Consider the following 21,731-nt stretch of genomic DNA (forward strand, 5'->3'; position numbering starts at 1 on the left):
CGCCCGAACCAGCGCCGCGCTTGATGTCCCGTGCCCTTCGCGACCTTCCGTTTCAAGATACGACCGTCACGAGGTTTCCCATGTCCATTCAACCGATGCAAAAGGTCGCCGCGCTTGCCGATCTCGAAGAGGGCCGTCCTCGCCGCGTCAAGGTCGGCGACACGCCGATCGTCCTGATTCGCGCGGGCGAAACCGTTCATGCCTACGGCGCCGATTGCCCGCACGCCGGCGCGCCGCTCGAACAAGGCGCGCTCTGCCATGGGCGACTGATCTGCCCGTGGCATAAGGCGACGTTCGACGTCGCAAGCGGTGCGATCGTCGAGCCGCCGGCGCTGCTACCACTCACGCGCTATCCGGTAGAGATCGACGGCGGCAACGTGCTGGTTTCGGCACACGCCGAAACCAGAACCGGAACCGGGGGCGAGCCGGTAACCGTGTCGACGAGAGGCGCTGGCGCGACGAAATCCGCGACCCCGCGCGTCTTCGTCATCATCGGCGCGGGAGCGGCTGGCGCGGCCGCGTGTGCGGCGCTGCGCGAATTCGGCTATCGCGAACGCATCGTGCTGATCGACGACGATGCGCACGCGCCGTACGACCGCACCGCGTTGAGCAAATTCGTACCGTCCGGCGATATGAAAATCGACGACGTGCCGCCGCTGCTGCCCGATGGCTTTTTCGAGCGACACAAGATCGAGCGGCTTCACGCGCATGCGACGCGGCTCGACGCAAAGCGCCGCGAAATCGAGTTCGACGGCAGGCCGATGCTGCGTTATGACGCAGCGCTCGTCGCCACGGGCGGCACGCCGAAAATGCCGCCGTTACGCGGCAGCGAAGATCCGGCGCTCAATGAGCTGCTGTTACTGCTGCGCAACCGTGCCGACGCGGCGCGCCTTGCGGGACTCGCGGCGCAGGCAAAACATGCGGTCGTGCTCGGCGCAAGCTTTGTCGGGCTCGAAGTTGCCGCATCGCTGCGCAAGCGCAATCTGCGCGTGACGGTCGTCTCGCCGGACAGCGTGCCGTTCGAGAAGCAGTTCGGCGCCGAGCTCGGCCGCATCTTCATGAGGCTTCACGAACAGAACGGCACTGAATTGCGCATGCGCACGCAAATCGAAGGCGTCGAGACAGGTACGCCGCTGCGCGTAAGGCTCTCGGGCGGCGATGTGCTCGATTGCGACTTCCTCGTGGTCGGCACGGGTGTCGCGCCGGCGACGCATTTCGTGACCGGCGTTGCGCACAACGACGATGGCGGCCTGAACGTCGACGCGTCGATGCGCGTCGCCGACAACCTCTACGCGGCTGGCGACGTCGCCGCGTTTCCATACGGCGACAACCGCCGTGTGCGTATCGAGCACTGGCGCGTCGCGCAGCAGCACGCGCGCGCGGCGGCTCGCGCGATGGCCGGCTGCAGCGATCCGGAGCCGCTCGTACCGTTCTTCTGGACTTACCACTTCGAACGGAACTTCAACTATCTGGGTCACCCGCAAACATGGGACGAAGTCGTGATGACGGGCAAGCCCGACCAGTACGAGTTCATCGCGCTGCTGTGCAAGCACGGATATGTGGCAGGCGCGCTGGGCTGCGGCCGCGATACGGAGCTAGCGAAGCTTGCCGAAGCGATGCGCGAGCCGCTCAGCTGCGAGGAAGCGCAGCGAATGATCGGCGCGAGCGGCCGTTGAGCCGGCCTGAATTGGGCTCGCTAAAATGGCGTTCCGTCGAAGTCGTTGCGCGCATAGACGGTCTCTTTACCGTCGGCAATGAGCACCAGGCGCACGGAATAATTAAAACTCGCGTAACGTCCGACGAAATGGCTCAGCACGTCGCCAAACAACGCTACGTCGCCCGCTCCGGCGAATTTCGCCGCATCGATCGCGACGTGGATCCGGACGTCGCGCACGGCCGACCGATAATCGACGAAGCTTTCCGCGGTCACCCACGCGCGCTCGATCGCCGCAATGCGCTGGGCGTTGTCGGGCAGTTCCGTCCAGTCATATAAGGCAAGCGCACCGCGCAGCACGCGCTCGTCCAGCATGTTCAATTCGGCGCAGCCGCCTCCGCTGAAGTGCGCGATCACGCGCCAGTCGTATTGACTGCGCTGGCGCGGCGCATAGAGCGGCATGGTTGGCGCGGTAAGGTTTTGCACACGGTCGATGCCGGTGAAGTCCGAGGCGGGTTCGGTAATCGTCGAATCGGCGAGTGCCATGCGCGGCAGGCGTCCGTTGTTTGCCAATACGCGCACCGCAATGTTTCGGTCCGGCGCGGCTCCGGACGATGCGCCAGGCTCCCAACTCTGCCCGCCAAGCGTTACCGATAACTGCCGGTCATTCGTCAAGCCAACCCGCGTTGCCGTATGGAAATACCGTTCGGGCGCATCGAAGCGCATCATGCCGCCGCGATGACGGAACGCCTTGAATGCGCAGTACTCGTGGCGTCTGCTATTCACCGGATCGGTCGCCGTCACCGACACCACGTCGTACGCCTGAACGTTATCGCTGTCGTCGCCCTGCACTTTCAACCGATGCTCGCGATCGTGGATGCCGCGAGGCCGCAGCGGCTCGGCGTCGGCCTCGAACAGGTTGATGACCGGTGTGCAAAAAAGCCGGATGTTGGTCGAGTCGATCTGCACATCGGCGCATAGCGAGCCCGCGAGTTCGATCTCGAATTCGATGCGTGTTTCGCTAACGGGCACGCTCGCGGCATCGAACCCGCATAGATCGACGAAATGAAACTTCTCGGGAAAGGCGAAATATTCGAGCATGGTTTGCTCACGGTCGAAGTTTTGCCCTGCCTTGGCCTGCGTCTCGTCGACCGGCGACAGGCGCGACGACGGTCCGAACCCCGACCGCTCGAGCCTGAGCCCCGGCTGCAAGAGCAGTTGCCCGTCGCGGATCAGCGGCATACGCACGCCGATCGCGCTGACCTGACGCGTGAGCGCTGCATAAAGCGCCGACGCTGTAGCCCGATCTCCATGCAGATATAAGCGAATGCGCGACAAGTCGTCGATTTGCCGCTGCTCGGCATGCCGCAAGTCGAACGCGAGACGGATCACGGTGCGGCCATCGGCGCGCACAGCCACCGCGGCCTCGCGCACATCGAGCGGCAGCAAATCGACGCTTTGCGTGGTGCGGTACCGGCACACGACGCGATCGGGCCCGACAGGGCTCGAATGGACGGCGAGTCCCGCGGGCAACGTGCCGAGCAGCCTCGCTTCGCCTGCGCGCGGCACACATTCGAGGATCGCGAGCGACGGAATCGTGCGTGCCGTATGCGGCCACAAATTGCCGAGCAGCGGGTCCGTTATTTCCGGAAGCGCATCGTCGAGTTTCGCGTGCAGCCGCGCCGTCAGAAAGGCAAATGCCTGGTAGAGCTGGTCGACACTCTCATGCCTCGCTCCAGGCGTCAGTAAACCGAGCCGCCGCGCCGCTTGCGGATGCGCCGCGGCGAACTCCGCACTGGCCTCGCGCAGATAGCGCATCTCAGCGTCGAAGTATTTCAGGAAGTCTGGATCGTCGCTCATTGCAAGCTCGGCGGTAGGGGTGGAAGAACGGGGACACGCGGCATGCTTGCGTCTGTGGGCTGCGCGAGGTGCGCCACGTGCATGGCGCCGGCCCTGCCGACGAGGAAAATGCGCTCGGGCATTCTGAAACCGCGCAGCTTCAGCAGATCGAGCGGACCTGCACCGAGCTGCGTGCGCAGGACGTAACGCAGCGGCGCCGCATCCGGCTGATCCCACGTCAGTTCATAGCGGCTGCTGTCGAGCTGTTTGACCTGAGCCTTTGCGAGCAGCCGCAAAAATGCCCAGTCTCCTGTCGTGTCGAAGGCCTCGCGCAAGCCCGCGTTGACCATCTGCCACATCAGGCCGGCGCGTCCGTTCAGTCCGTCGCCGGGCCACGTGAGCGCGGTCCATGACTGCCGCTGGTTGAAATAGACAATCGGTTTGCCGTCGACGACGAGCTCGGTGCGTGTCACTTGCGCGCTCGGCAACGGCATGATCTCGAAGCGATATCCGGCATCGCCCTGCGCATAGGCCTGCGCACCGATGGTCGAAAGCTGACGAAGCGCTGCAAGAAACGCCGGATCGATCTGCAGCAACCGCGGCGCGAGTTCTTCGGGCACCCACTGATCGCCCTCGCGCCTGAGAATGCCGCGAAGTTCAGCCATGACGAAACGGCTGACGAGGCCCGTGTCCGGACGCACGTAGCGTCCCAGTTCGGCAAACGATGCATCGGCATTCGTTTCGAGAAACGGATAGCGGCCGTCGAATGTCGTTCTGAACGGCATCGCCACACTGTTGCGCCACGCCTCGTTCAGACTCGCCGCGGCCGGCTGCAGAATGGTTTGCCATGCCGCATCGAGCGGTCGCGCGAACAGCGCATCGCCAAAGCCCGCCCACTGTGCGCCGAGGCTGGCAGCAGTGAGCGCGGCATCTTCGCGAGCCTGCGACAGATCGGAAGACTTGCCCTGGAAGATTGCCTGCGCCAACAAACGGGCCAGCGCCTGCGCATCGGGACTCGCGGCGATCTGCTGCAGTTTCAGACGCATCGTGGTGGCCACCGTGAGGTAACGCGCGAGACTTACGCCGCTCAACGTCACGGGCCCGCCGGCAACCTTGCTATCGCCCGCACCGGCCGCGCCGAGGTCTCCCATCAATGCGAGCAAAGGACCGAACGACTTGTCGAGCGGATCGATGGCGGGCGTTTGCGTGCCGCTATTGCGGTTGTCGTCGCTGTTGTCGCCGCTCTTCCTGCCGATCAGATCTTGCGCCCTGCGCACCAGCCTGTCGGCCAGCGCTTCCGATCGTTGGCCCGCTTGCGCCTGATACGCGATTGTTTTCATCAGCGCGATCACGGGCGAGGTCTGCGCGTCCGCAAGCCGTGTGAGCTGGTCGATCGCTTCGTTGAGGCTGGCCGCGGGCTGCCACCGGATGCTGTTCAGCATGCGCTGCCAGGCCGCCGTGTATTCCGCGAAGTAGCGAGCGGCGAGCCGCTGTTTCAACGCCTGCGCGGCTCGCTTGTCGTCGGCCGCCGATGTCGCGCCGCCCGCGCGTTCGGCGAGCTTTGCGCCTGACCGTGCGCGCTCGTCGCCGCCGAGCACCCAGTCGCCGCTTGCGCGGCGCTCGTCGGCTGCCTTCTCGATCGCGTCGGCGATGGCGCCGTCCCACGCCGCGCGCGTGTAGATACCGGGCACCGTCTGCGCCGTGCTGAAGAGCCCGCGTGCATCTGCACCATCGAGCAGCGTCGCGAGCGAGGCATCCGCGTACTTGCCGCGCACGCTCGCGAGCATGGACTCGTACACCGTGTCGTCGGCATTTGCGAGACCCAGCTGATTGACGAGCATCTTGCGCGCGCCCGTTACCAGCGCGTCCGACGCATGCGCGCGCCATTCCGGGTGCGCGCTCAGATGACCGGCGTAGAAGCCTGCGAGACGTCGAGCGAGGTCGTCTCGCTCACCGACGGACATGCCGGAAGGCAGCGGCCACGAGGCGACCAGTGCCTTCCCGAGAAACGCCGCATCCGTGCGCTGCGGCTCTGCAAGCATCAGATATGTCTTCAGCGTCCGGTATCCGCTTTGCCGCGTGCTCTCGGTTTGCAGTGCGTCGGCGCGTGCTTCGCTCATGTCTCTCAATGCCTTTTCCAGCGACGCGACGACGGGACGCTGCAGGTTGCGCGCCGCGACCGCCGCATACGGCGACCACAACGCATCGAGCAGCGCGTCGTTGCGGCTCAGGCCCGCGCGCAGGTACCACGGCGCACCATGTTCGTGCCGGTATTCGAGCGTATCGATCTGCAGTTGCAATGCAAGCTGCGCACGCAGGGCATCCGGTGTGCCGGGTTGCGCGGCAAGCGCCGCATGTGCGACCGCTTGCGCGTCAAGAACCAACTGCCGGTTGCCGATAAACGACACGGTCAGCGCCGCGCACCAGCCGATCGCACAGGCCGTCGCCAGCGCGGCAAGCGCGTTCGGCCAGTGAAAGCCCACGCGTTTGCCGCGACGGCGGCACAGCGCACTGCTGCCGATCGACTGCCACGCGGGAATCAGAGAGGCCGGTTGCCCACGCATCGCCACCGCTGCCGGGGCCGGTAGCGTCCCGGCGGGATGTCCTGTCGACGTCGTTTGCATCGCGTCGACGGCATCTTCCTCTGGTACGGGTACGGGCGTGCGGCCTGCGCCGCCATAGACTGGTGCGAACATGACGCCGGCCAGTTGCGCACGCAACCATCCTGATGCGACGAGTCCGGTCCAGTTTTCGACAATCCGGTCGCGCTGGTCGCCGATATATTTCGACACCTGCGCGAGGTAACGTATCCATCCCTGCTCGACGCACAGTTCGACGCCGGGGCTCGCCGTAAGCCATTCGAGTTCGATCAGATCGTCGCTCAGTGTGCCGGCCGCCGCCTGCTTTGTTTTGCTCGTGCGCGCCGTCATCCATGCGCCGACTGCTTCGAATCGCTCCGGCTGTCCGCCGCTTGCCTCGACGGTATGTAGAAACGTGATGGGCGCCGCCCAGCCGAGGTCCGACGCAATGGCCGCGAGCTTGCGCGCCTGATCGAATTCGAGCCGTGCCCCCTCCCCCATCCGCACGACGTGCACGAGACTATCGACCGGTCGGCGTCGGCGAGCCCGGCTGATGTGCCGGCGCCATTGAGCGGCTTCGATGCCGTCCGGCGCCGCATGTACGAGCACCGTGCCGGCGACCAGCATTGCGCCCGCCTGTTTGAGACCCGGCGCCGCTTCGTCGATCCGCTCGTCGCTGCCGGTCAACATCAGCCACGGCGTACGGTTACGCCAGCGCCAGCCATGGGCGACGCGCAGTTCCTCGATCACGTATTGCAGGCGCGGATCGCGTTTGAACCGCGTCGCGCGCGGTTCGTTGCCTGCGCCGGCTTCGTGACGGAACAGGCGCGCCGCCATCGCATAGGCGCCGAACATCAGCGCGATCGAGTGCAGAAACACGATGACGACGAGTGCGCTGGCCGTCCACAGTAGCGCCGCGATGCGCGCGTCTTTCGATGGCAGGCCGAACAGTTCGCCTTTGGACCAGATGAGCGCACCCGCCGACAGTGCAAGCGCGAAGACCGCGAGCGGAAAGCCCCAGACGGCGAAGCGTCGCGAACGCGATTGCGATTGCGTGGCTTCTGCGCTGAGTATCTGAGTGTTATGCGTCGGAGGCATCGTACGTGGATTCGAGCGTGGAATGTTGCGGATAGACGTGAAGGATCGCGGCCTGTGCACGATCGACAATCAGATGCGGGCCAGGCTCACCCGACCCGAGAGACGCCGCCATGGACAGCCAGCTGTTGACGGCTGCCGCATCGCCGACAATGCGGTCGGGGCGCCGCTGCGCGTCCTGTTTTGCGATAGCGGAAAGCGACGCCTCGCGAAAAGCCGCGACGAGCGCAGTGTCGTGCTCGCTATCAAGGCCCGTAATCCATGCGCGCTTGACGTCCGCACCCGCAACGTTCCCCCAGATGGAGGCATTCGCGAACAGGTCGCCAAGCGCCGAAAGTTCTCCGGCTACGGGACGGTGCAGCAAACCGATAACATTTACCGGCGCGGGCAATCGATAGAAGCCCGAATCGAGCAGCACCGCGACACACGCTTCGCAGCTGTTCGCGGGCGGTTTTGCGTCGTGCCATGTCGCGGCTATCACGAGGAGCGGCCGGTGTTCGCGAGCGTCGAGCCATGCATCGGCGACGAGCAAGCCGTCCGCCGCGCAGACCGCGTGGCATGCGAGCGGCGGGAGACCGGCGACGCGCAACGCGTCGCGCACGTGCTGCACGTGTGACGCTTCTTCGCCGGGTTCGGCCAGCACGCGTGCCTCGGGCCAGTGAACCGGATCGTACGCGGTGAGCGCGCGAAGACTCGGGACAAGCGGTTCCAACGCCTGTGCAATCTTGAGCGCGATCGTTGCCACCTGTTGGGGCTGTGGTGCAGGTTGTCTGTCGGCCTCGCCGTTGTTTTCGTCGGGCCGAACATCGGACGGGTCGTCGGTTTGCGTCTCGTCTTCCGCGAAGCGGGTGTGCAGGATGGTTCCCGGGCCACGGCGCGGGCGCTGGACCTTCATCACCGATTTTCCCGATTCGATCGCCTCGGCAAGAGACTGATCGCCGAGTGGCACGCTGTAACCGATACCCAATACGCGCAGCGGCTGCTGCGCTTCGCGTACCTTGTCGTCGAGCCAGTTGCGGCGATGGATATTCCGGTAATGCGCGCGAAGCCAATGTGTCTCGTAACCGGCACGATCGAGGCCGAGCAGCATCACGAAGACACTGTTTGGCATTCCGAAGACCCAGAACCAGAATTCCAGTCCTCGTGTCGGCGTGCCTGCAGGCCACAGTAAAACCACAATCGTTGCGCCGACTGCGTTGGTGAAGAACCAGATGCCGAGCCATGGCCAGAATCGCGGCCCGTGCGCGGGGTAGGCGCTCGGCGGCCCGGCAGGGGAAAGATCGATCGGCATCAGGCGATGCTCACGTTCAGCAGCGACGAGATCAGCCGGCAGCCGCACGCGCACAGATGCCGATGCATAGCGACGGGTTGGCCGGTCTTGCCGGGGAATGATGCCGCGCCTTCGGCGATTGTGGTCTTGCCGTGCAGCGCGCAGAGCGCTTCGTCGCCCCGGCAGGCGAGCAGGCGGCCCATGAACGTCATGCCGGACGATGCGGTTGTCACTTCGCCGCCGTTTTCGAGTGCGTCGCCTTGGCGGATGGGGGATCTGGAGGTCATTTGTTGAATGATCGTGGTGTAGGTTTGTTCGGGTGTCCGTTGAGTTAGTGGAGCTGACAGGTTTTGTTTCGATGAACTTGTGCTGCTTCACATCTTGAAATCACCATGCGCACCCCGTTTCCAGTGACGACTAAAAAAATGAGCTAGATTTACTTCCGGTTTGACAGTTTCTATAGGTCATTAAAATGATATTTACACCTTGGCTCACCATTTGGTACTCTCCCGTGATTTTTCCGCCATACGATTCCATCCAAGTTGTGGTAGCTCGGGATGGTTAAATTTTATCAAGGATTTTTTCCATCCTTGGTCACCAACAACACTAGCGATTTTCAATTCCAATATTTAACAAACGCACCTTGCCATTTAGTGGATCTATCATCATAGGTGCACAGCTCAAATTCTCGAACACCCTTGTCGGGAGAAAAGCAATATATCTCCGAGACTGCTTCAAAATGCCCCGAAGCATGGAAAATAAAAATAATATTGCTACACCTTTTTCACACAATTCTCCGCGCAGAAATTATTTCTGTCAGTTATTCAACTATCATCGAATCATGGGTTTGCCGTATCTGCCGGTGCGACAGACTGCACGTCGATAAATTCGATGCTTTGCAATAACTGAACGACCTGAGGAAACATAGATTCCCTCGGTTTTAACAGGTAGCCAACATCAACATATCCGCAAACTGCAAGCTGCCGATGCGGAATACAAAAATTGAAAGTACGCATGCGCCGAGCCTCATCTCCGTTCACATCATCCTGTGTTGTACCCCCTCCAATCCATCCTTTGCCGTGTAGCGGATAAAACGTCGTATGTTGTTGTTCGATTATTTCGCGGCCTGGCGTTGGATCAAGAACCCACCCTTTATCAGTCATTTTGATAAGAGCACGTTCGGATAATGTTTGTGCAGTTGCCGGATCTTGACAACTAAACTGAATCCATATTTCAAACGGGTAAGCCCCGCCCGTGTTGACATTTGCAATGTAATTTGCCAATGGCGGCAGACGAGATTTCGTTGCGCGAAAGTGCGCTCCATACGGATCTTTCAATTTGAAGTGACATTGGCCGAAAGCGACCTCAATCTCGACAGTCTCAAATTTACCAGGTTGCTTTGAATTAGCCGTCGACGCCATCAACCCACACGCTGCTACCGCTACTATTGCTTTTCTCATTGCATCTTCACTTGTTCAAAGCGCTCCGACGCGGCCGCTATATGCCCACTCAGGTAAAAAAAGCGGATAGGAATCCATCCATACCATTAGCGTACTGGCATTATCCGGAGGGGCAGGCTTATGCTTGGTTACTCTTCTAACTGGAATAAAATAGCCTCGATGCGAAATTTGTACTTAATTCGCTGGTGCGGCAGACTGCATGTCGATGAATTCGATGCTTTCCAATATCTGGATAACCTGAGGAAGCACGGATTCATTAGGCCACTTTAGGTAGCCAACGCTTTGAGCAACACCACAGATCGCAAGTTGCCGATGCGGAATGCAGAAGCTAAAGGTGCGTGTCCGTCGTGTCTCGTCTCCGTCTGTATCGTCTTGCGTTACACCACCGCCTGACCAACCCTGGCCACGCAGCGGATAAAATGTTGTGTGCTGCTCCTCGAAATCATTTGGCGTTAAATTAAGCACCCACCCTTTGTCACTCATCTTCATACCGGCAATATCCGTTAACGTCCGGGAGGTCACGGGATCTTCGCAACTAAGTCGAATCCACGTTTGAAAAGGATGCTGTGCCCTCGGATCGATGGTGACGACATAGCTTGCCGAATGCGATGAACTTCTTGTGTCTATTGAGACGCCCACATGGTATGGATCTTTCATCCTAAATTTGCAACTATCGAGGCTTATTTCACGTAGGACGGAATGATTCGGATTCGATTGTTTCGCATAAACTACGCTCGCTACCAGGCCCAACACAATGGTGGAAAATTTTATAACTTTCATTGGATATTCCTTCGTTCATAACCGTCAGGCGTAATTTCTACGACACCTGTCGCACCGGAAAATGGCATGTAATCAGCAAGTACCACCAATGCGTTCACATAGGCCTGGTAGCGCGCGACAATGCCATTGACCTTGGCGATACTTGCGTGATTGATGACAGGACTACCGAAGTTCACTGTCGCTGCTACTTGCCCAAAATGTTCATTGCTGTAATAAATGTGCGACGCGTTGTTAATAATCTGAATCTCACGTTTCAACGCAGGAAACCGGTCTGCGTAAATAGATGCTTTTGTCCAGGCCCAATACGCACCGGCACTTTCCGTTGCGTCAATGGCGCTCACTTCTATGTCCTTGCGCCATTGAATCACTTCACTCGTCAACTCCCGCAGCCTTGCATCTAGCAACGCCTCATTCTTTCGATCATCGTGCGCTTTCCTGGCTGCTGCATTCAATGCGGCTTCGCACGAATCCGGAATCGATCGTCCGAGGAATCGCCAATATTTAATGTAGTTGCCGGGCCCTGTTAACTGTAGTAAGCCACGGCCGTCCCATGGCGAATACCAAGCCGCAGAGTTGTTTTCGTAAAGCTTGCTGAACCATTGCGTCTCTTGCGTAGCGTTGCCAAAAAAAGCTGCCGTGCGTAAGGGGCAAGGAGTGATGCTGAACTTGCGTAATGTTTTATTGAGGTCGAGGTCGATTTTTTTGATGATGTCCTGTGCTCCTTTCATCAAATCGATCTTTTCCGACACCCACTTTCCGTGGCCGTTCTTTCGCATCGCCTTTGTGGGGACCAACTGCGTCAACTCCTTCCCACTCAACCACCCACACTTCCTAAAATGCCGAATAAACGCCAACGGATGAAAGAACCAAAACTTCTGCCCTCCCCCTAACGGCGTCTGTTCAATAAACTGAAACCGCTGCCGGAACGCAATGAAGTTTTCGTACCCATTCGGATCGCTTTCCTTGCGCTTGCCAAAAAATCCATCTGGCTCGTTGAGCCTTTTGAAGCGCTCTTCATCTGTCGTCGCGTCCCATTCGCTCGGCGCGTGGCACACGAAGCCCTTGAGCCTGTTGCGAATTGCCGCATCGCCCTGCACGTAGGCCGTCAACCGGTCTTCATGTCTGAATTCCGAATCGGCCACGTTCGACGCATCGCTGAATCCACCGTGCCCATACTGCTGCTTCCCTAACGGCAACCCCACTGCTTGGGTGCCGTGCCCTTCACCCACTTTCCCCTGGTCTCCGCGCAACGCATGCGGCCCTTCCTCAGGCGACGTCGCAATCTGTGCCTCGACATCACCGACGATCCTGCGCAGTTCGGCATAGCCGCACAGCCCATCTTGATCGAACGGCGTATTCCCATCTTCGATCTTCTTCCAGCCGGTGAAGAACGGGAAATCCGCATCCGACAGCTTCAGAATGGCGCTCTGATTGACGTCGACATACCCCTGCGTGCCATTCGCATCGAACGGCACTGCCACCCACGTCGCACGATCGGCAGCAGGCAGCGTCGGCTGCTCCGAGAGGATGCGGCCGAAGCGCATCAGCTCATAACCATCGCTCGGACAGGCTGGATAGAGGTCCACCGCGCGCTGATAAAGCTTGTACTCGTAATCCGCGTACCGGTCTTTCACCGGCTGCTCCGTGAGCAGCGTAAGTTTGTTGCCGTCGCCCGCTTCATCGAACCACGATCGCGTATAACGCTGCCCCTTGTGGAAGTACGCCTCGACGTACAGCTTGCTGTTCGCCGGCACCGTCCACGCGGCAAGCGTCGGGAAATAGGGGCTATCGCGTCTGCCCGGCGGTGCGCTGACCAACGCCTGACCACCAGGAATCACGAAATAGCTGTGCCCCCAGTAATCGCGCGATGCCGGCTGTACCGGGTTCGCCAGGCCAAGCTGCACCTTGTGCCCGTCCTGTTCGAACCACGCGCCAAAGTCCGCTTCGGTCATGAAAATCTCGAAGTGCAGATGCGGCTGTCCATGGCAGGCGCCCCAATATCCGAGCCTGTCCTTCCGATAGATCTTCCTTCCGCCGCCTGACTGGACCTTGCCGTCCTTGCCGCCAGCGTTGTCCAACAGCCACGCGGGCAATGCGGTAGCAGAGCCTTGTTGTGGCGGATCGTTCGGCTGGCGCTCGAGACGCTCCTGCTCCGCCATGTCCCGCAGATGCATGTACAGCGAATAGAACGTGATGGTCCGCCCGCCGCCCGTATCGGTCACATGCTTGAGCAATACGAAACCCGTGTTGGAATTCAGCGCCGGCTTTCCCGTTTTCTCATCGGGTTGTCCATCGGAAATCGCCGTTCCCGCCACGCGAAACGCGATCACCTCGCCATCTGCGATCGCTCTGACGGGCTCGGTCTGATCGTTCGGCGCGAGATGCATGCCGCAATGCCAGCGCCGGTCGAACGCAATCGGATAAATGCCGTGGTGGCCAAGTTCACACTGCTCGACGGCCGCCATCATCGGATCGGTTTCATACTCGTCGGCGCAAACAACACCCGCCGGCGGCAGGAAGGGAGGGCTGATAATCATGAGTTAGAGAGACGAAGGATAGGAGTCGGGCATCTGCAGCGAGCTCTTCGGCATCTGGCGTAAGGGCAGATTCATGCTCTGCGGCCCTTCGTAGACGAACGAAGCAGCCTTGATGCGAAACTCGCCCGGGCAATGAAAAACGACGTTGCCGTTCTCGATCGTCAGCGCAGCGCCGCCACTTGCCATCACGGCCTTTTCCTTCGCGACCACCAGTACGTCCGCATTCGTGCTCGACATCAGCAACTGCTGGTTGGCGAGCAGATCGAGCGCATCGTTTTGTGCCTGAATCTCGAGCTTCCCCTTCGCCGCGAAAAGACACATGCCGAGTCTGTGCGCGCATATCGAGATCAGTTCTCCCGCAGCCAGCGTGAAGCGTTTGAACGCGCTCACGTCGACGTGCCGGCCCGCCGCCAGCATCACGTTCTCGCCAGCGGCATGCTGTACCGATTTCGGCGTCGCCAGCGCAATACCAGCCGGCGCGCTCGCGATCAGACCCGCGGCCTTCAAGTCGTTCAGCGCATTCAGCAGACTCGCTTGCGTCGCCTGATCGGCCGGCGCAGCCTTCGCAAGCGTGGTGGCTTTAACCAACTCCGTCACGCGCTGCAGCGCCGCCCGAAGTTCGCCAAGCGCGGCATGCATCTCCAGTTGCGGCGCGTCAGGGCTCGAAAGCGCATCGGCGGACACGATCATCCCTTTGGGCGCGTGCAGCGTGCCCCAGCCCTGCGTGCTGATCTCGAAGCCGTGACCACGCTCTTTCTTCGCGCTGTCGACGAGAAAGCCCAGGCTCATCGACGTCTTCATGTAGACGGTCGCGAGCTTCGCGCCCTCGCGCTGCTTCATGTCGTCGAAGCGCAGATCCGCGCCGCCGAGCGGCGAACGCCATACCGCGCGGCTATACCAGCCTTCCCGGCTGTGCACGATGTCAGGATGCGAATAGTCGTGGACCGCGCCCGCAATCAGCAAGCGGTCGACATCCCCGTTCGTCGCAAGCAGCCGCACCTCCGTTTCAGGCAGCTGCGGCGAGTGGAAACCGCCGAGATACGATGCGCCGGGCCGCAGCAGCCGCAACGACATCAGATTCTTGCCTCGCTTGCCGCTGCGGCGGGCGAACACAGGTTCGACTTCGTAGCGTCCCTGTGCGTCGAGCCATGCATAAGGCTGTGCATCGCGTGATTTCACGACGCCCGTCACCACGCCCGATACCCAACGCCAGTGCTTGAACGGGTCGTATTCGGGACGCCATGTGAGATGCGCCGGTGTGGCCTCGAACTCGCAGAACACCGGCTGCGTGAGGCTGCCGGTCGTCTTCTGCCGTGTGATGAGCATGCCGTAAGGCGCTTCGGCCAGCGTGCGATTCGTCAGCCGCACTACAAGGCCCGGCGTCATGCCGATTGCGTCGCTCGTGCCATACAGGGTCTGTTGCCGCGCAATCAGTTCGTCGCGGCGCGCATCGGCCAGCGCCTGGCCTGCTTCCCTCGAATGGTGATGCTCGATGCTGCGGTTCACGCTGCCGAATATCGTTCGGTCGTCGTGCGCGACGATCGCGCTCGCCGTCAGCGGGTCGTCGGGTATCCGATAGTTGCGGTCCCACAGCTCGACGCGCTCCGGCACGAGTTCACGCACGGTGTTGATCGACAGCACCGCTTCGTGCCAGTTGCCGCTAAGGCCCGAATCGGGCATGAACGGCACTTCGAGTGCACGCACATAACCGCGCGGGTTGTTGCCGAACACGAGCGTGTCGCGCTGCGGCCCGTCTCCTTCGCTGCCCTGTTTCCAGTAGTAGTAGATGCCGGCACGACGGCAATGGCGATCGATAAATGCCTTGACGGTCTCTTCATACATCACCGTCTGCTCGAACTTCGCGTCGAGGCCTTCCAGATGAAATTCGATATCGTGCGGATCGAACAGGTCGCGATCGACGATCGCTTCCGTGATCAGTTCCTTCAGCGATACGTTGCGGAATACGCCTGAGTCCCACACCTTGCCGAGCAGTGCGTAACGCGGCTCGATACGCAGCGCATAGGTCGTCTCGTCGCGGCTCGTCTTCCTGCGCTCCCAGCGCGTTACCACGCCATGCACGACGCGCGCGGGCGCGATAACCGATTCGATCAGCCCCGACATCGACGGCACGCAGCCTTCTTCCACGATCGTGAAGGTAGCGCGCCGTCCCACGCAGCCCTCCGCATCGATCGCATGGTCAGCCGACGTAGCGACGACATCGAGCCGATACGTCTCGTTGAGCGCCTCGTTCAATTCGAAACTGATTGCGCAAAGGTCCGCTTGGACCGAGCCGATCTTCAACTCGAAGCGCTGCCGCACGCGCGCGCTCGGGTACTTCAGGATATCCGCAATGACTCGTTTCATCGTCCCGGCTTTTTCTGTTAAGTGATCCGGACTGCTCAACAGGATGCGTCCCAGTCATCCAGAAAAGCGAAACTAACGGTCATTACGTGGTGTGTCTATCAGACGACTTCAGTCGATTCCTAAGATTTGCAAACTTTTACAATGCGGGCTCGTCGGACATTGCTGTGCTCGAGCGCGACGGCCCATACCGGCGACAACGCACGCAACACCTCGGGATGCTGAACGATTAGATAAAGACCGACGCACGGCCAGCCAGGCAATCCATATCGCCATCACGGGCCCCGAACGTGCAGCGCTCGGAGCGCTGCGCGCGAGGCCATCGTTCGCGGTCGCCGTCATGCGCCGCCAGGCCTCCTGAATCGAGCCGCATGTGGAAATTTGCCGTTCACTTGCCGAGGCTGTCGCGCATGCTGCGCACGTCGCGCGTCGTCACAGGCGCCGCAACGTTGCCCCACGTATTGCGCACGAAGGTCAGCACGCGAGCCATTTCCGTATCAGTGAGCTTGCCCGCGAACGCAGGCATTTTCTTCGGCTCCGGACCCGTCTGCGTATGCGGCGCCTCGCCACCTTCGACCAGCAGACGCACGAGCGAATCGGTATGCGGACTCAGCACGACCGGGTTGCCTGCGAGCCGCGGATACGTCGATGGCTCGCCCATGCCATCGGCCTTGTGGCAGCGCGCGCAAAAACTCCGGTAGAGCCCCGCGCCCGGCAACTCGACATCGCCCGTATCGAGCGCACGCACGGTACGCGCCGCCGCGCGCGACCGGTCGTCGAAATGCCCCGAAGGTTCGCGCGGCGGCAGGGTCTTCAGATAACCGGCAATCGCGTGAAGATCGTCGTCGGTCATGTATTGCGTGCTGTCCTCGACGACCTGCACCATGCTGCCGAACGTGACGAGTCCGCCGCCGAGCCCCGGCTTTTCAGCGTGTCCGCTGCGCAAAAACGCGACGATCTCGTCTTCGGACACGCGGCCGAGGCCCGAGCCCGCGTCGCCGGTCAGGTTCGGCGCGAACCAGTGGTCGTTCGTGCCGCCGGTCAGATAGAGGCGCGAGCCCTGATCGTAGCCGCGCTCTTCGTACGCCGGCCCGCGCGGCGTATGGCACGCGCCGCAGTGGCCAAGCGACTGCACGAGATATGCGCCGCGATTCCACTGCGCGCTGTGCGTCGACTGCGGCACATATACGTCGTTCGGCGCAAATGCGACGCTCCAGAACATCAGCGCCCAGCGCTGGTTGAACGGGAACGGCAGTTTCGTCGGCGGCGCCAGCGTCGCGACCGGCTTCACGCCATGCATGAAATACGCGTAGAGCGCGCGCATATCGTTATCGTCGATCTTCGCGAACGACGGAAACGGCATCGCCGGATAAAGCCGCTTGTTGCCCGGCGCTACACCCTCGCGCACGGCGCGCACGAAATCGTCGTAGCTGTATCGGCCGATTCCCGCGTTCGGGTCCGGCGTGATGTTCGACGAAAAGATCGTGCCGAACGGCGAACCCATCGGCAGACCGCCTGCGAACGGCGCACGCGGACGCAACGGCTCCTTGCCCGATGGACCGCCCGGCGGCGCGGTGTGACAGCCCGCGCAATCGGCCGCCTTCGCGAGATATTCGCCTTTCGCGATCAGCTTTGGATCGCTTGCATCGAATCGCGCGGCAGACGTCTGTGCGCCGGCACGAGGCGGCATTGCGCTTGCGGCTAACAGCGCCGCCCCCGCGAGTGCCGCGAAACCGATGGCGGACAGTGTGCGTCTTTGCATTGTCGTCACCATGGGCCGCCGCACGGAGATACGATCGCGACGGCAAGCCCGGTCGCGATCATGCCGAACATAAAGAGCGCGCTCGACAACGCACTGACCCGCGCGAGAAACCATTCGAGTTCCGCCACGCGGCGTGCGCGGCCCTCGAGCCGATGCTTGCGCTTTTCGCGCGTGAATACGACGTTGCGCCACGCGATCACGACGCCCGCAATACCGATCGCGAAGCACGCCACGCTGACCGCGATCAGCACGGGCATCGCCCACGGCGGCGGCCCGACCGGACGAAGCGCATCGGACAACCCGCACACATTGGCGGTCAGGATTTCGCCCGCGCCCATCAGCGCGAACCACGCGAGCGCGGTCGCGAGCATGCCGATCGACAACCGCCATGGATGAAACTGCGGCGCGGCGCTATCGGGCCGCGTCGACGGCTGCGGTTGCATGCGTGCGCGTCGATCGCTCATGTGCGGGCCCTCAACACATACGGCGACAGATAGATCGTCGAGAAGATAAAAAGCCATACGAGATCGACGAAGTGCCAGTACAAGCCGCCGATCGTCAGCGCGACACAGCGCTTCTCATCGAAGTAACCAAGCGCGGTCCACAGCAGCAGCAGGGCAAGCACGACGAGCCCGACCAGCACGTGCGCCATATGAAAGCCCGTTATCGTGAAGTACAGCGAGCCGTATAGGTTCGACGTCATGCCATACGGGTGGTCTCGCCACTCCTTGATCTGGATGCCGACAAAAATCACGCCGAGCACGAGCGCCGTTGCCATCGATGCGACGGCCCAGCGCACGCGCCGCCGCTTCACGCAGCGCTCGCAGAGCATCACGAACACGCTGCTCGTCAGCAGAATGACCGTGTTGGCGCCGCCGAGGCCGAGCTTCGGCAAACCTTCGGGTGGCCACATACGGCCGCTTTGCGAGGCGAGATACAGGTACGAGAAGATCAGGTAGCCGAATAGCGAGCCTTCCGTGGCGATCAGTGCGAGGCAACCGAACCAGCCCCCCGAGCGCTCGCCTGCGCTGCCGACCGGCAGTCGCACGGACCCGGAATAGGTGTCCTCGCTCGATGCGTCGCTCATATCAGCTCCTCGCATCGTGTACGCGCCGCGGCTCGCGCTGGATCAGGCTGCGCTCCGGCCACAGCCATACGACGATCGATACGGCGCAGCCGAGCAGCATCGCCGCGGCAAACCACCACGTTTGCAACGCGAGCCCCGCGAAAAACAGTGCTGAAAACGCGCCCAGCGCGAACGGCGTACAGGAGTCTTCGGGCATCTTCAGAATGACGTCGGGCCGCGCTTCGAGCGCCGTCGTGCCGAGCGCTTCGCGGCCATGATCGAGCATGTAGCCTTCCGCGAGCGACGATCGGCTGCCGCTTCTTCCCTCCCCTTCGATGCGCCCTTCCTCTTCGATGCGTCCCTCCCATAACGGATGCCGGCTCGCGATAGTCGGCACGACCGCGAAGTTGTAGGGCGGCGGCGGCGAAGTCGTCGACCATTCGAGCGTGCCCGCGTCCCACGGATTGTTGCCCGCCAGTGCGCCGCGCCGCAGGCTATAAAACAGATCGCACAGGAAAATCAGAATGCCGAACGCGAGCACGAACGAGCCGATCGACGTAATCATGTTTACCGTGTTCCAGCCCATATCGGGTGCATAGGTATAGATGCGGCGCGGCATGCCGAGCAGCCCTGCGATGTGCATCGGAAAGAACGCAACGTTAAAGCCGATAAACATGACCCAGAACGCGAGCTTGCCGACACGCTCGCTCATCATGCGTCCCGTGAACTTCGGAAACCAGAAATACACGCCGCCGATCACCGGAAACACATTGATGCCGAGCAGCACGTAATGCAGATGCGCGACGACGAAATACGTATCGGTCAGTTGCCAGTCGAACGGCACCGCGGCCGTCATCACGCCGGACACGCCGCCCACTACGAACAGCAGCACGAAGCCCGCGAAGTAATAGAACGGCACGCGAAACACGGGCCGTCCGAGCCAGATCGTTGCGATCCACGCGAACGTGGCGATCGCGCTCGGCACCGCGATCGCCATACTCGCCGCGCCGAAGAACGACAGCGCGAGCGCCGGCAGACCGGTCGCGAACATATGGTGAATCCACACGCCAAAACCGATCAGCATCGTCGCGATCGTCGAGAACGCCACAGGACCGTAACCGACGAGCGGCCGCCTGCAGAACACGGGCAACGCATCGGAGACGATGCCCATCGCCGGCAGCACGACCACATAAACCCACGGATGAGCGAAGATCCAGAAGAGATGCTGCCAGAGCAACGCTCGCCCACCGTTCGCGACATCGAAGAAATGCGTGCCGATGCGCCGGTCCATCCACAGCAGGAAAAACGCGAGGCTGACCGACGGCACCGCGGCGAGGTTGCCGCACGACGCGGTCATCGTGCCCCAGACGAGCACCGGAACGCGATCGAGCGACATGCCCGGCGCGCGCATTCGCAATAGCGTCACGACGAAGTTCACGGCGCCGACCGTCGTCGAAATGCCGAGCAACACCATGCCGAGCGCGTAGACGTCGATATTCGGCCCCGTGTTGTATTCGAGGCCCGATAACGGCACGTAGTTGAACCAGCCCGCATTCGGCGCTTCGCCGAGCGGAAAACTCGCATAGAGAAAAATCGCGGCGAACAGGAACACCCAGTAAGACAGTGCGTTCAGGCGCGGAAACGCCATATCGCGCGCGCCCAGTACCAGCGGCCATAGGTAGTTCGAGAAGCCTGACAGCACCGGCAGCGCATACAGAAAGATCATCGTCACGCCGTGCATCGTGAAGATCTGGTTGTACTGTTCGGGCGTGAGCAGCGTCGCATTCGGACGGGCAAGCTGGATGCGCATGATCAGCGCCTCGACGCCGCCGGCGATCAGAAAGATAAACGCCGTAACCAGATAACGCATGCCGATGCGCTTGTGATCGACCGTCGATAGCCAGCCGCGCCAGCCGGCCGGTGTCTCCCACAAGTCGCGCAGCTGTTCCTCGGCGGCGCTGCCGCGCGCGACGACGCCGCGCCGCAGCGTTCTTTCGAGCTGTGGTGCACTCGTCGAAGAGTGTGTCGTCGTGTCGGCCATCCTGGTTCCGTTTTATTCGCTCGCGCGACAGGTTCAAGTCGGGTTCAGTGCAGCGTCGCCAGATAGGCGGACAACGCGGCCGCGTCGTTCGCCGTCAGTGCGATGCTCGGCATCAGCGAATCGGGTTTGATCCGTTGCGCGTGGGCGATCCAGTCGAGCTGATGCTCGCGCGTGTTCGTCATCGTGCCGGCCGCAATCAGGCGGCGCGTGTCGAGATGCGTGAGGTCGGGCGCCTGTGCGCCGTTCGCATCGGTGCCGCGCACCGTATGGCAGCCCGCGCAGCGGTCGAGAAACAGCTTCTGTCCATGCAAGGCCAGCGCATTGGCCGCACCGGCAACGGGCGTAGCAGGTTTCGCCTCGGTGCTGCGCCATGCGTCGAACGCGGCGTGGTCCTGCGCGACGACCTCGAAGGCCATATGCGCGTGCTGCGCGCCGCAGAATTGCGAGCATTGCCCGCGATAGACACCGGGCGCGTCGGCCTGAATCCACTGCTCGTTGATCTGACCTGGAATGGTTTGCGTCTTGCCGGCGAGTTGCGGCACCCAGAATGCGTGGATCACGTCGGCGCTCTTCAGCACGATCTTCACGGGCTCGCCGACCGGTATGTGAATTTCATTCGCCGTGACTAACGCCGGGCCGCCGTCCGCATCGCTGTATTCGACTTTCCACCACCAGTCGTAGGCCGTCACGGTCAATGTAAGCGAGGGCGCGCGGGGCGGCGCTGCGACCGAATCGAGCGTGAAGAGCGTGTAGGCGAGCGCAGCGATCAGAAATACCGACGAGATGCCTGTGCCGATATAGACCCACCGCATGCCGGTCTTCTCGTCCCGCACGATCGTCGGACCTGCATGGTCCGCTTCGATTCGGCGGCGACGCGCGGTCGCCACCGCGAGCAACAGCGCGACGATGACGATCACGGCCATCGATAAAGCCGCAAGCGCCCAGCCGAGAACCATCGTCGGTCCGGCGGCAGGACCCGCCGCATGCAGAAAATAGTCGAGGGGCGCGGCGTGCATATGAATCGATTCCACCTTCCATTGCATCCGGCCGCACTCCCGCCCTGTTCGATGTCCGAATCCGGCGCGTCACGAGCGCCCCCTCAATCAACAGACGCGTAGCAAGAAATGGACTTGACAGGCTGTAAGCTGGAAAAGCGGAAAGGTAAATAGTCCGGCAAGAAATCGCCGCAGACCGGACCTGCGCCGTGACGCACCGATCTGCGCGGCTTCGTACGATTTACATCACATTGCGACATTTACATGCGGCAGCAGAGGCGCCGCCGCGTGC

Annotated in this window: 14 protein-coding genes; 1 reads left to right on the top strand and 13 read right to left on the bottom strand. The window is 61.7% G+C overall.

What is annotated here, in order from left to right; genetic code table 11:
* Window positions 1–80 precede the first annotated feature (80 nt).
* A complete protein-coding gene (locus QYH69_RS10005; protein WP_308831708.1) occupies window positions 81–1,676 on the top strand; it encodes an FAD-dependent oxidoreductase in 1,596 nt (531 codons plus the stop codon).
* A gap of 20 nt (window positions 1,677–1,696) precedes the next feature.
* On the opposite strand, the gene tssF is transcribed toward QYH69_RS10005, so the two are convergent.
* From tssF to coxB, 13 genes are all read right to left on the bottom strand, one after another.
* Window positions 1,697–3,514, bottom strand: coding sequence for a type VI secretion system baseplate subunit TssF (gene tssF, locus QYH69_RS10010; protein WP_308831709.1), 1,818 nt, complete (start codon window positions 3,512–3,514; stop codon window positions 1,697–1,699).
* A complete protein-coding gene (locus QYH69_RS10015; RefSeq protein WP_308831710.1) occupies window positions 3,511–7,170 on the bottom strand; it encodes an ImcF-related family protein in 3,660 nt (1,219 codons plus the stop codon). Before QYH69_RS10015 ends, tssF begins: the two co-directional genes overlap by 4 nt.
* On the bottom strand, window positions 7,154–8,458 hold the full coding sequence (locus tag QYH69_RS10020) for a hypothetical protein (protein WP_308831711.1): 1,305 nt from the start codon (window positions 8,456–8,458) through the stop codon (window positions 7,154–7,156). Before QYH69_RS10020 ends, QYH69_RS10015 begins: the two co-directional genes overlap by 17 nt.
* Window positions 8,458–8,724 carry a PAAR domain-containing protein gene (locus QYH69_RS10025; RefSeq protein ID WP_075157057.1) on the bottom strand — a complete coding sequence of 89 codons (267 nt, stop codon included), beginning with the start codon at window positions 8,722–8,724 and terminating at the stop codon, window positions 8,458–8,460. The genes QYH69_RS10020 and QYH69_RS10025 overlap by 1 nt, the downstream gene beginning before the upstream one ends.
* 552 nt (window positions 8,725–9,276) lie before the next feature.
* Window positions 9,277–9,897, bottom strand: coding sequence for a hypothetical protein (locus QYH69_RS10030; protein WP_308831712.1), 621 nt, complete (start codon window positions 9,895–9,897; stop codon window positions 9,277–9,279).
* 174 nt (window positions 9,898–10,071) lie between these two features.
* Window positions 10,072–10,677: a hypothetical protein gene (locus QYH69_RS10035; RefSeq protein ID WP_308831713.1), complete on the bottom strand. Its 606-nt coding sequence runs from the start codon at window positions 10,675–10,677 to the stop codon at window positions 10,072–10,074.
* Entirely contained in the window at window positions 10,674–13,214 is a 2,541-nt protein-coding gene (locus tag QYH69_RS10040) for a hypothetical protein (protein WP_308831714.1), read from the bottom strand. The genes QYH69_RS10035 and QYH69_RS10040 overlap by 4 nt, the downstream gene beginning before the upstream one ends.
* A 3-nt stretch (window positions 13,215–13,217) precedes the next feature.
* Window positions 13,218–15,578 carry a type VI secretion system tip protein VgrG gene (locus QYH69_RS10045; RefSeq protein WP_308831715.1) on the bottom strand — a complete coding sequence of 787 codons (2,361 nt, stop codon included), beginning with the start codon at window positions 15,576–15,578 and terminating at the stop codon, window positions 13,218–13,220.
* A gap of 385 nt (window positions 15,579–15,963) precedes the next feature.
* Window positions 15,964–17,337 carry a c-type cytochrome gene (locus tag QYH69_RS10050; RefSeq protein ID WP_374992378.1) on the bottom strand — a complete coding sequence of 458 codons (1,374 nt, stop codon included), beginning with the start codon at window positions 17,335–17,337 and terminating at the stop codon, window positions 15,964–15,966.
* Window positions 17,338–17,342: 5 nt separating this feature from the next.
* Window positions 17,343–17,801 (bottom strand): hypothetical protein, encoded by a 459-nt coding sequence (locus QYH69_RS10055; RefSeq protein ID WP_308831716.1) that lies wholly within the window; start codon window positions 17,799–17,801, stop codon window positions 17,343–17,345.
* On the bottom strand, window positions 17,798–18,424 hold the full coding sequence (locus tag QYH69_RS10060) for a cytochrome c oxidase subunit 3 (RefSeq protein WP_308831717.1): 627 nt from the start codon (window positions 18,422–18,424) through the stop codon (window positions 17,798–17,800). Before QYH69_RS10060 ends, QYH69_RS10055 begins: the two co-directional genes overlap by 4 nt.
* Window position 18,425: 1 nt before the next feature.
* A complete protein-coding gene (ctaD, locus tag QYH69_RS10065) occupies window positions 18,426–20,444 on the bottom strand; it encodes a cytochrome c oxidase subunit I (RefSeq protein WP_308831718.1) in 2,019 nt (672 codons plus the stop codon).
* 44 nt (window positions 20,445–20,488) lie between these two features.
* Window positions 20,489–21,487, bottom strand: a complete 999-nt coding sequence (coxB, locus tag QYH69_RS10070) for a cytochrome c oxidase subunit II (protein WP_308831719.1) — start codon at window positions 21,485–21,487, stop codon at window positions 20,489–20,491.
* Window positions 21,488–21,731 lie beyond the last annotated feature (244 nt).

Origin of the sequence: Paraburkholderia sp. SARCC-3016 (assembly GCF_031119615.1) — a bacterium.
GTDB lineage: Bacteria > Pseudomonadota > Gammaproteobacteria > Burkholderiales > Burkholderiaceae > Paraburkholderia.

What these genes read in the sequence shown, in the direction of transcription:
- ctaD (WP_308831718.1), bottom strand. Translation starts at nt 20,444, where the DNA reads ATGGCCGACACGACGACACACTCTTCGACGAGTGCACCACAGCTCGAA.
- QYH69_RS10015 (WP_308831710.1), bottom strand. Translation starts at nt 7,170, where the DNA reads ATGCCTCCGACGCATAACACTCAGATACTCAGCGCAGAAGCCACGCAA.
- QYH69_RS10035 (WP_308831713.1), bottom strand. Translation starts at nt 10,677, where the DNA reads ATGAAAGTTATAAAATTTTCCACCATTGTGTTGGGCCTGGTAGCGAGC.
- tssF (WP_308831709.1), bottom strand. Translation starts at nt 3,514, where the DNA reads ATGAGCGACGATCCAGACTTCCTGAAATACTTCGACGCTGAGATGCGC.
- QYH69_RS10045 (WP_308831715.1), bottom strand. Translation starts at nt 15,578, where the DNA reads ATGAAACGAGTCATTGCGGATATCCTGAAGTACCCGAGCGCGCGCGTG.
- QYH69_RS10050 (WP_374992378.1), bottom strand. Translation starts at nt 17,337, where the DNA reads ATGCAAAGACGCACACTGTCCGCCATCGGTTTCGCGGCACTCGCGGGG.
- QYH69_RS10060 (WP_308831717.1), bottom strand. Translation starts at nt 18,424, where the DNA reads ATGAGCGACGCATCGAGCGAGGACACCTATTCCGGGTCCGTGCGACTG.
- QYH69_RS10020 (WP_308831711.1), bottom strand. Translation starts at nt 8,458, where the DNA reads ATGCCGATCGATCTTTCCCCTGCCGGGCCGCCGAGCGCCTACCCCGCG.
- coxB (WP_308831719.1), bottom strand. Translation starts at nt 21,487, where the DNA reads ATGCAATGGAAGGTGGAATCGATTCATATGCACGCCGCGCCCCTCGAC.
- QYH69_RS10030 (WP_308831712.1), bottom strand. Translation starts at nt 9,897, where the DNA reads ATGAGAAAAGCAATAGTAGCGGTAGCAGCGTGTGGGTTGATGGCGTCG.
- QYH69_RS10040 (WP_308831714.1), bottom strand. Translation starts at nt 13,214, where the DNA reads ATGATTATCAGCCCTCCCTTCCTGCCGCCGGCGGGTGTTGTTTGCGCC.
- QYH69_RS10025 (WP_075157057.1), bottom strand. Translation starts at nt 8,724, where the DNA reads ATGACCTCCAGATCCCCCATCCGCCAAGGCGACGCACTCGAAAACGGC.
- QYH69_RS10005 (WP_308831708.1), top strand. Translation starts at nt 81, where the DNA reads ATGTCCATTCAACCGATGCAAAAGGTCGCCGCGCTTGCCGATCTCGAA.
- QYH69_RS10055 (WP_308831716.1), bottom strand. Translation starts at nt 17,801, where the DNA reads ATGAGCGATCGACGCGCACGCATGCAACCGCAGCCGTCGACGCGGCCC.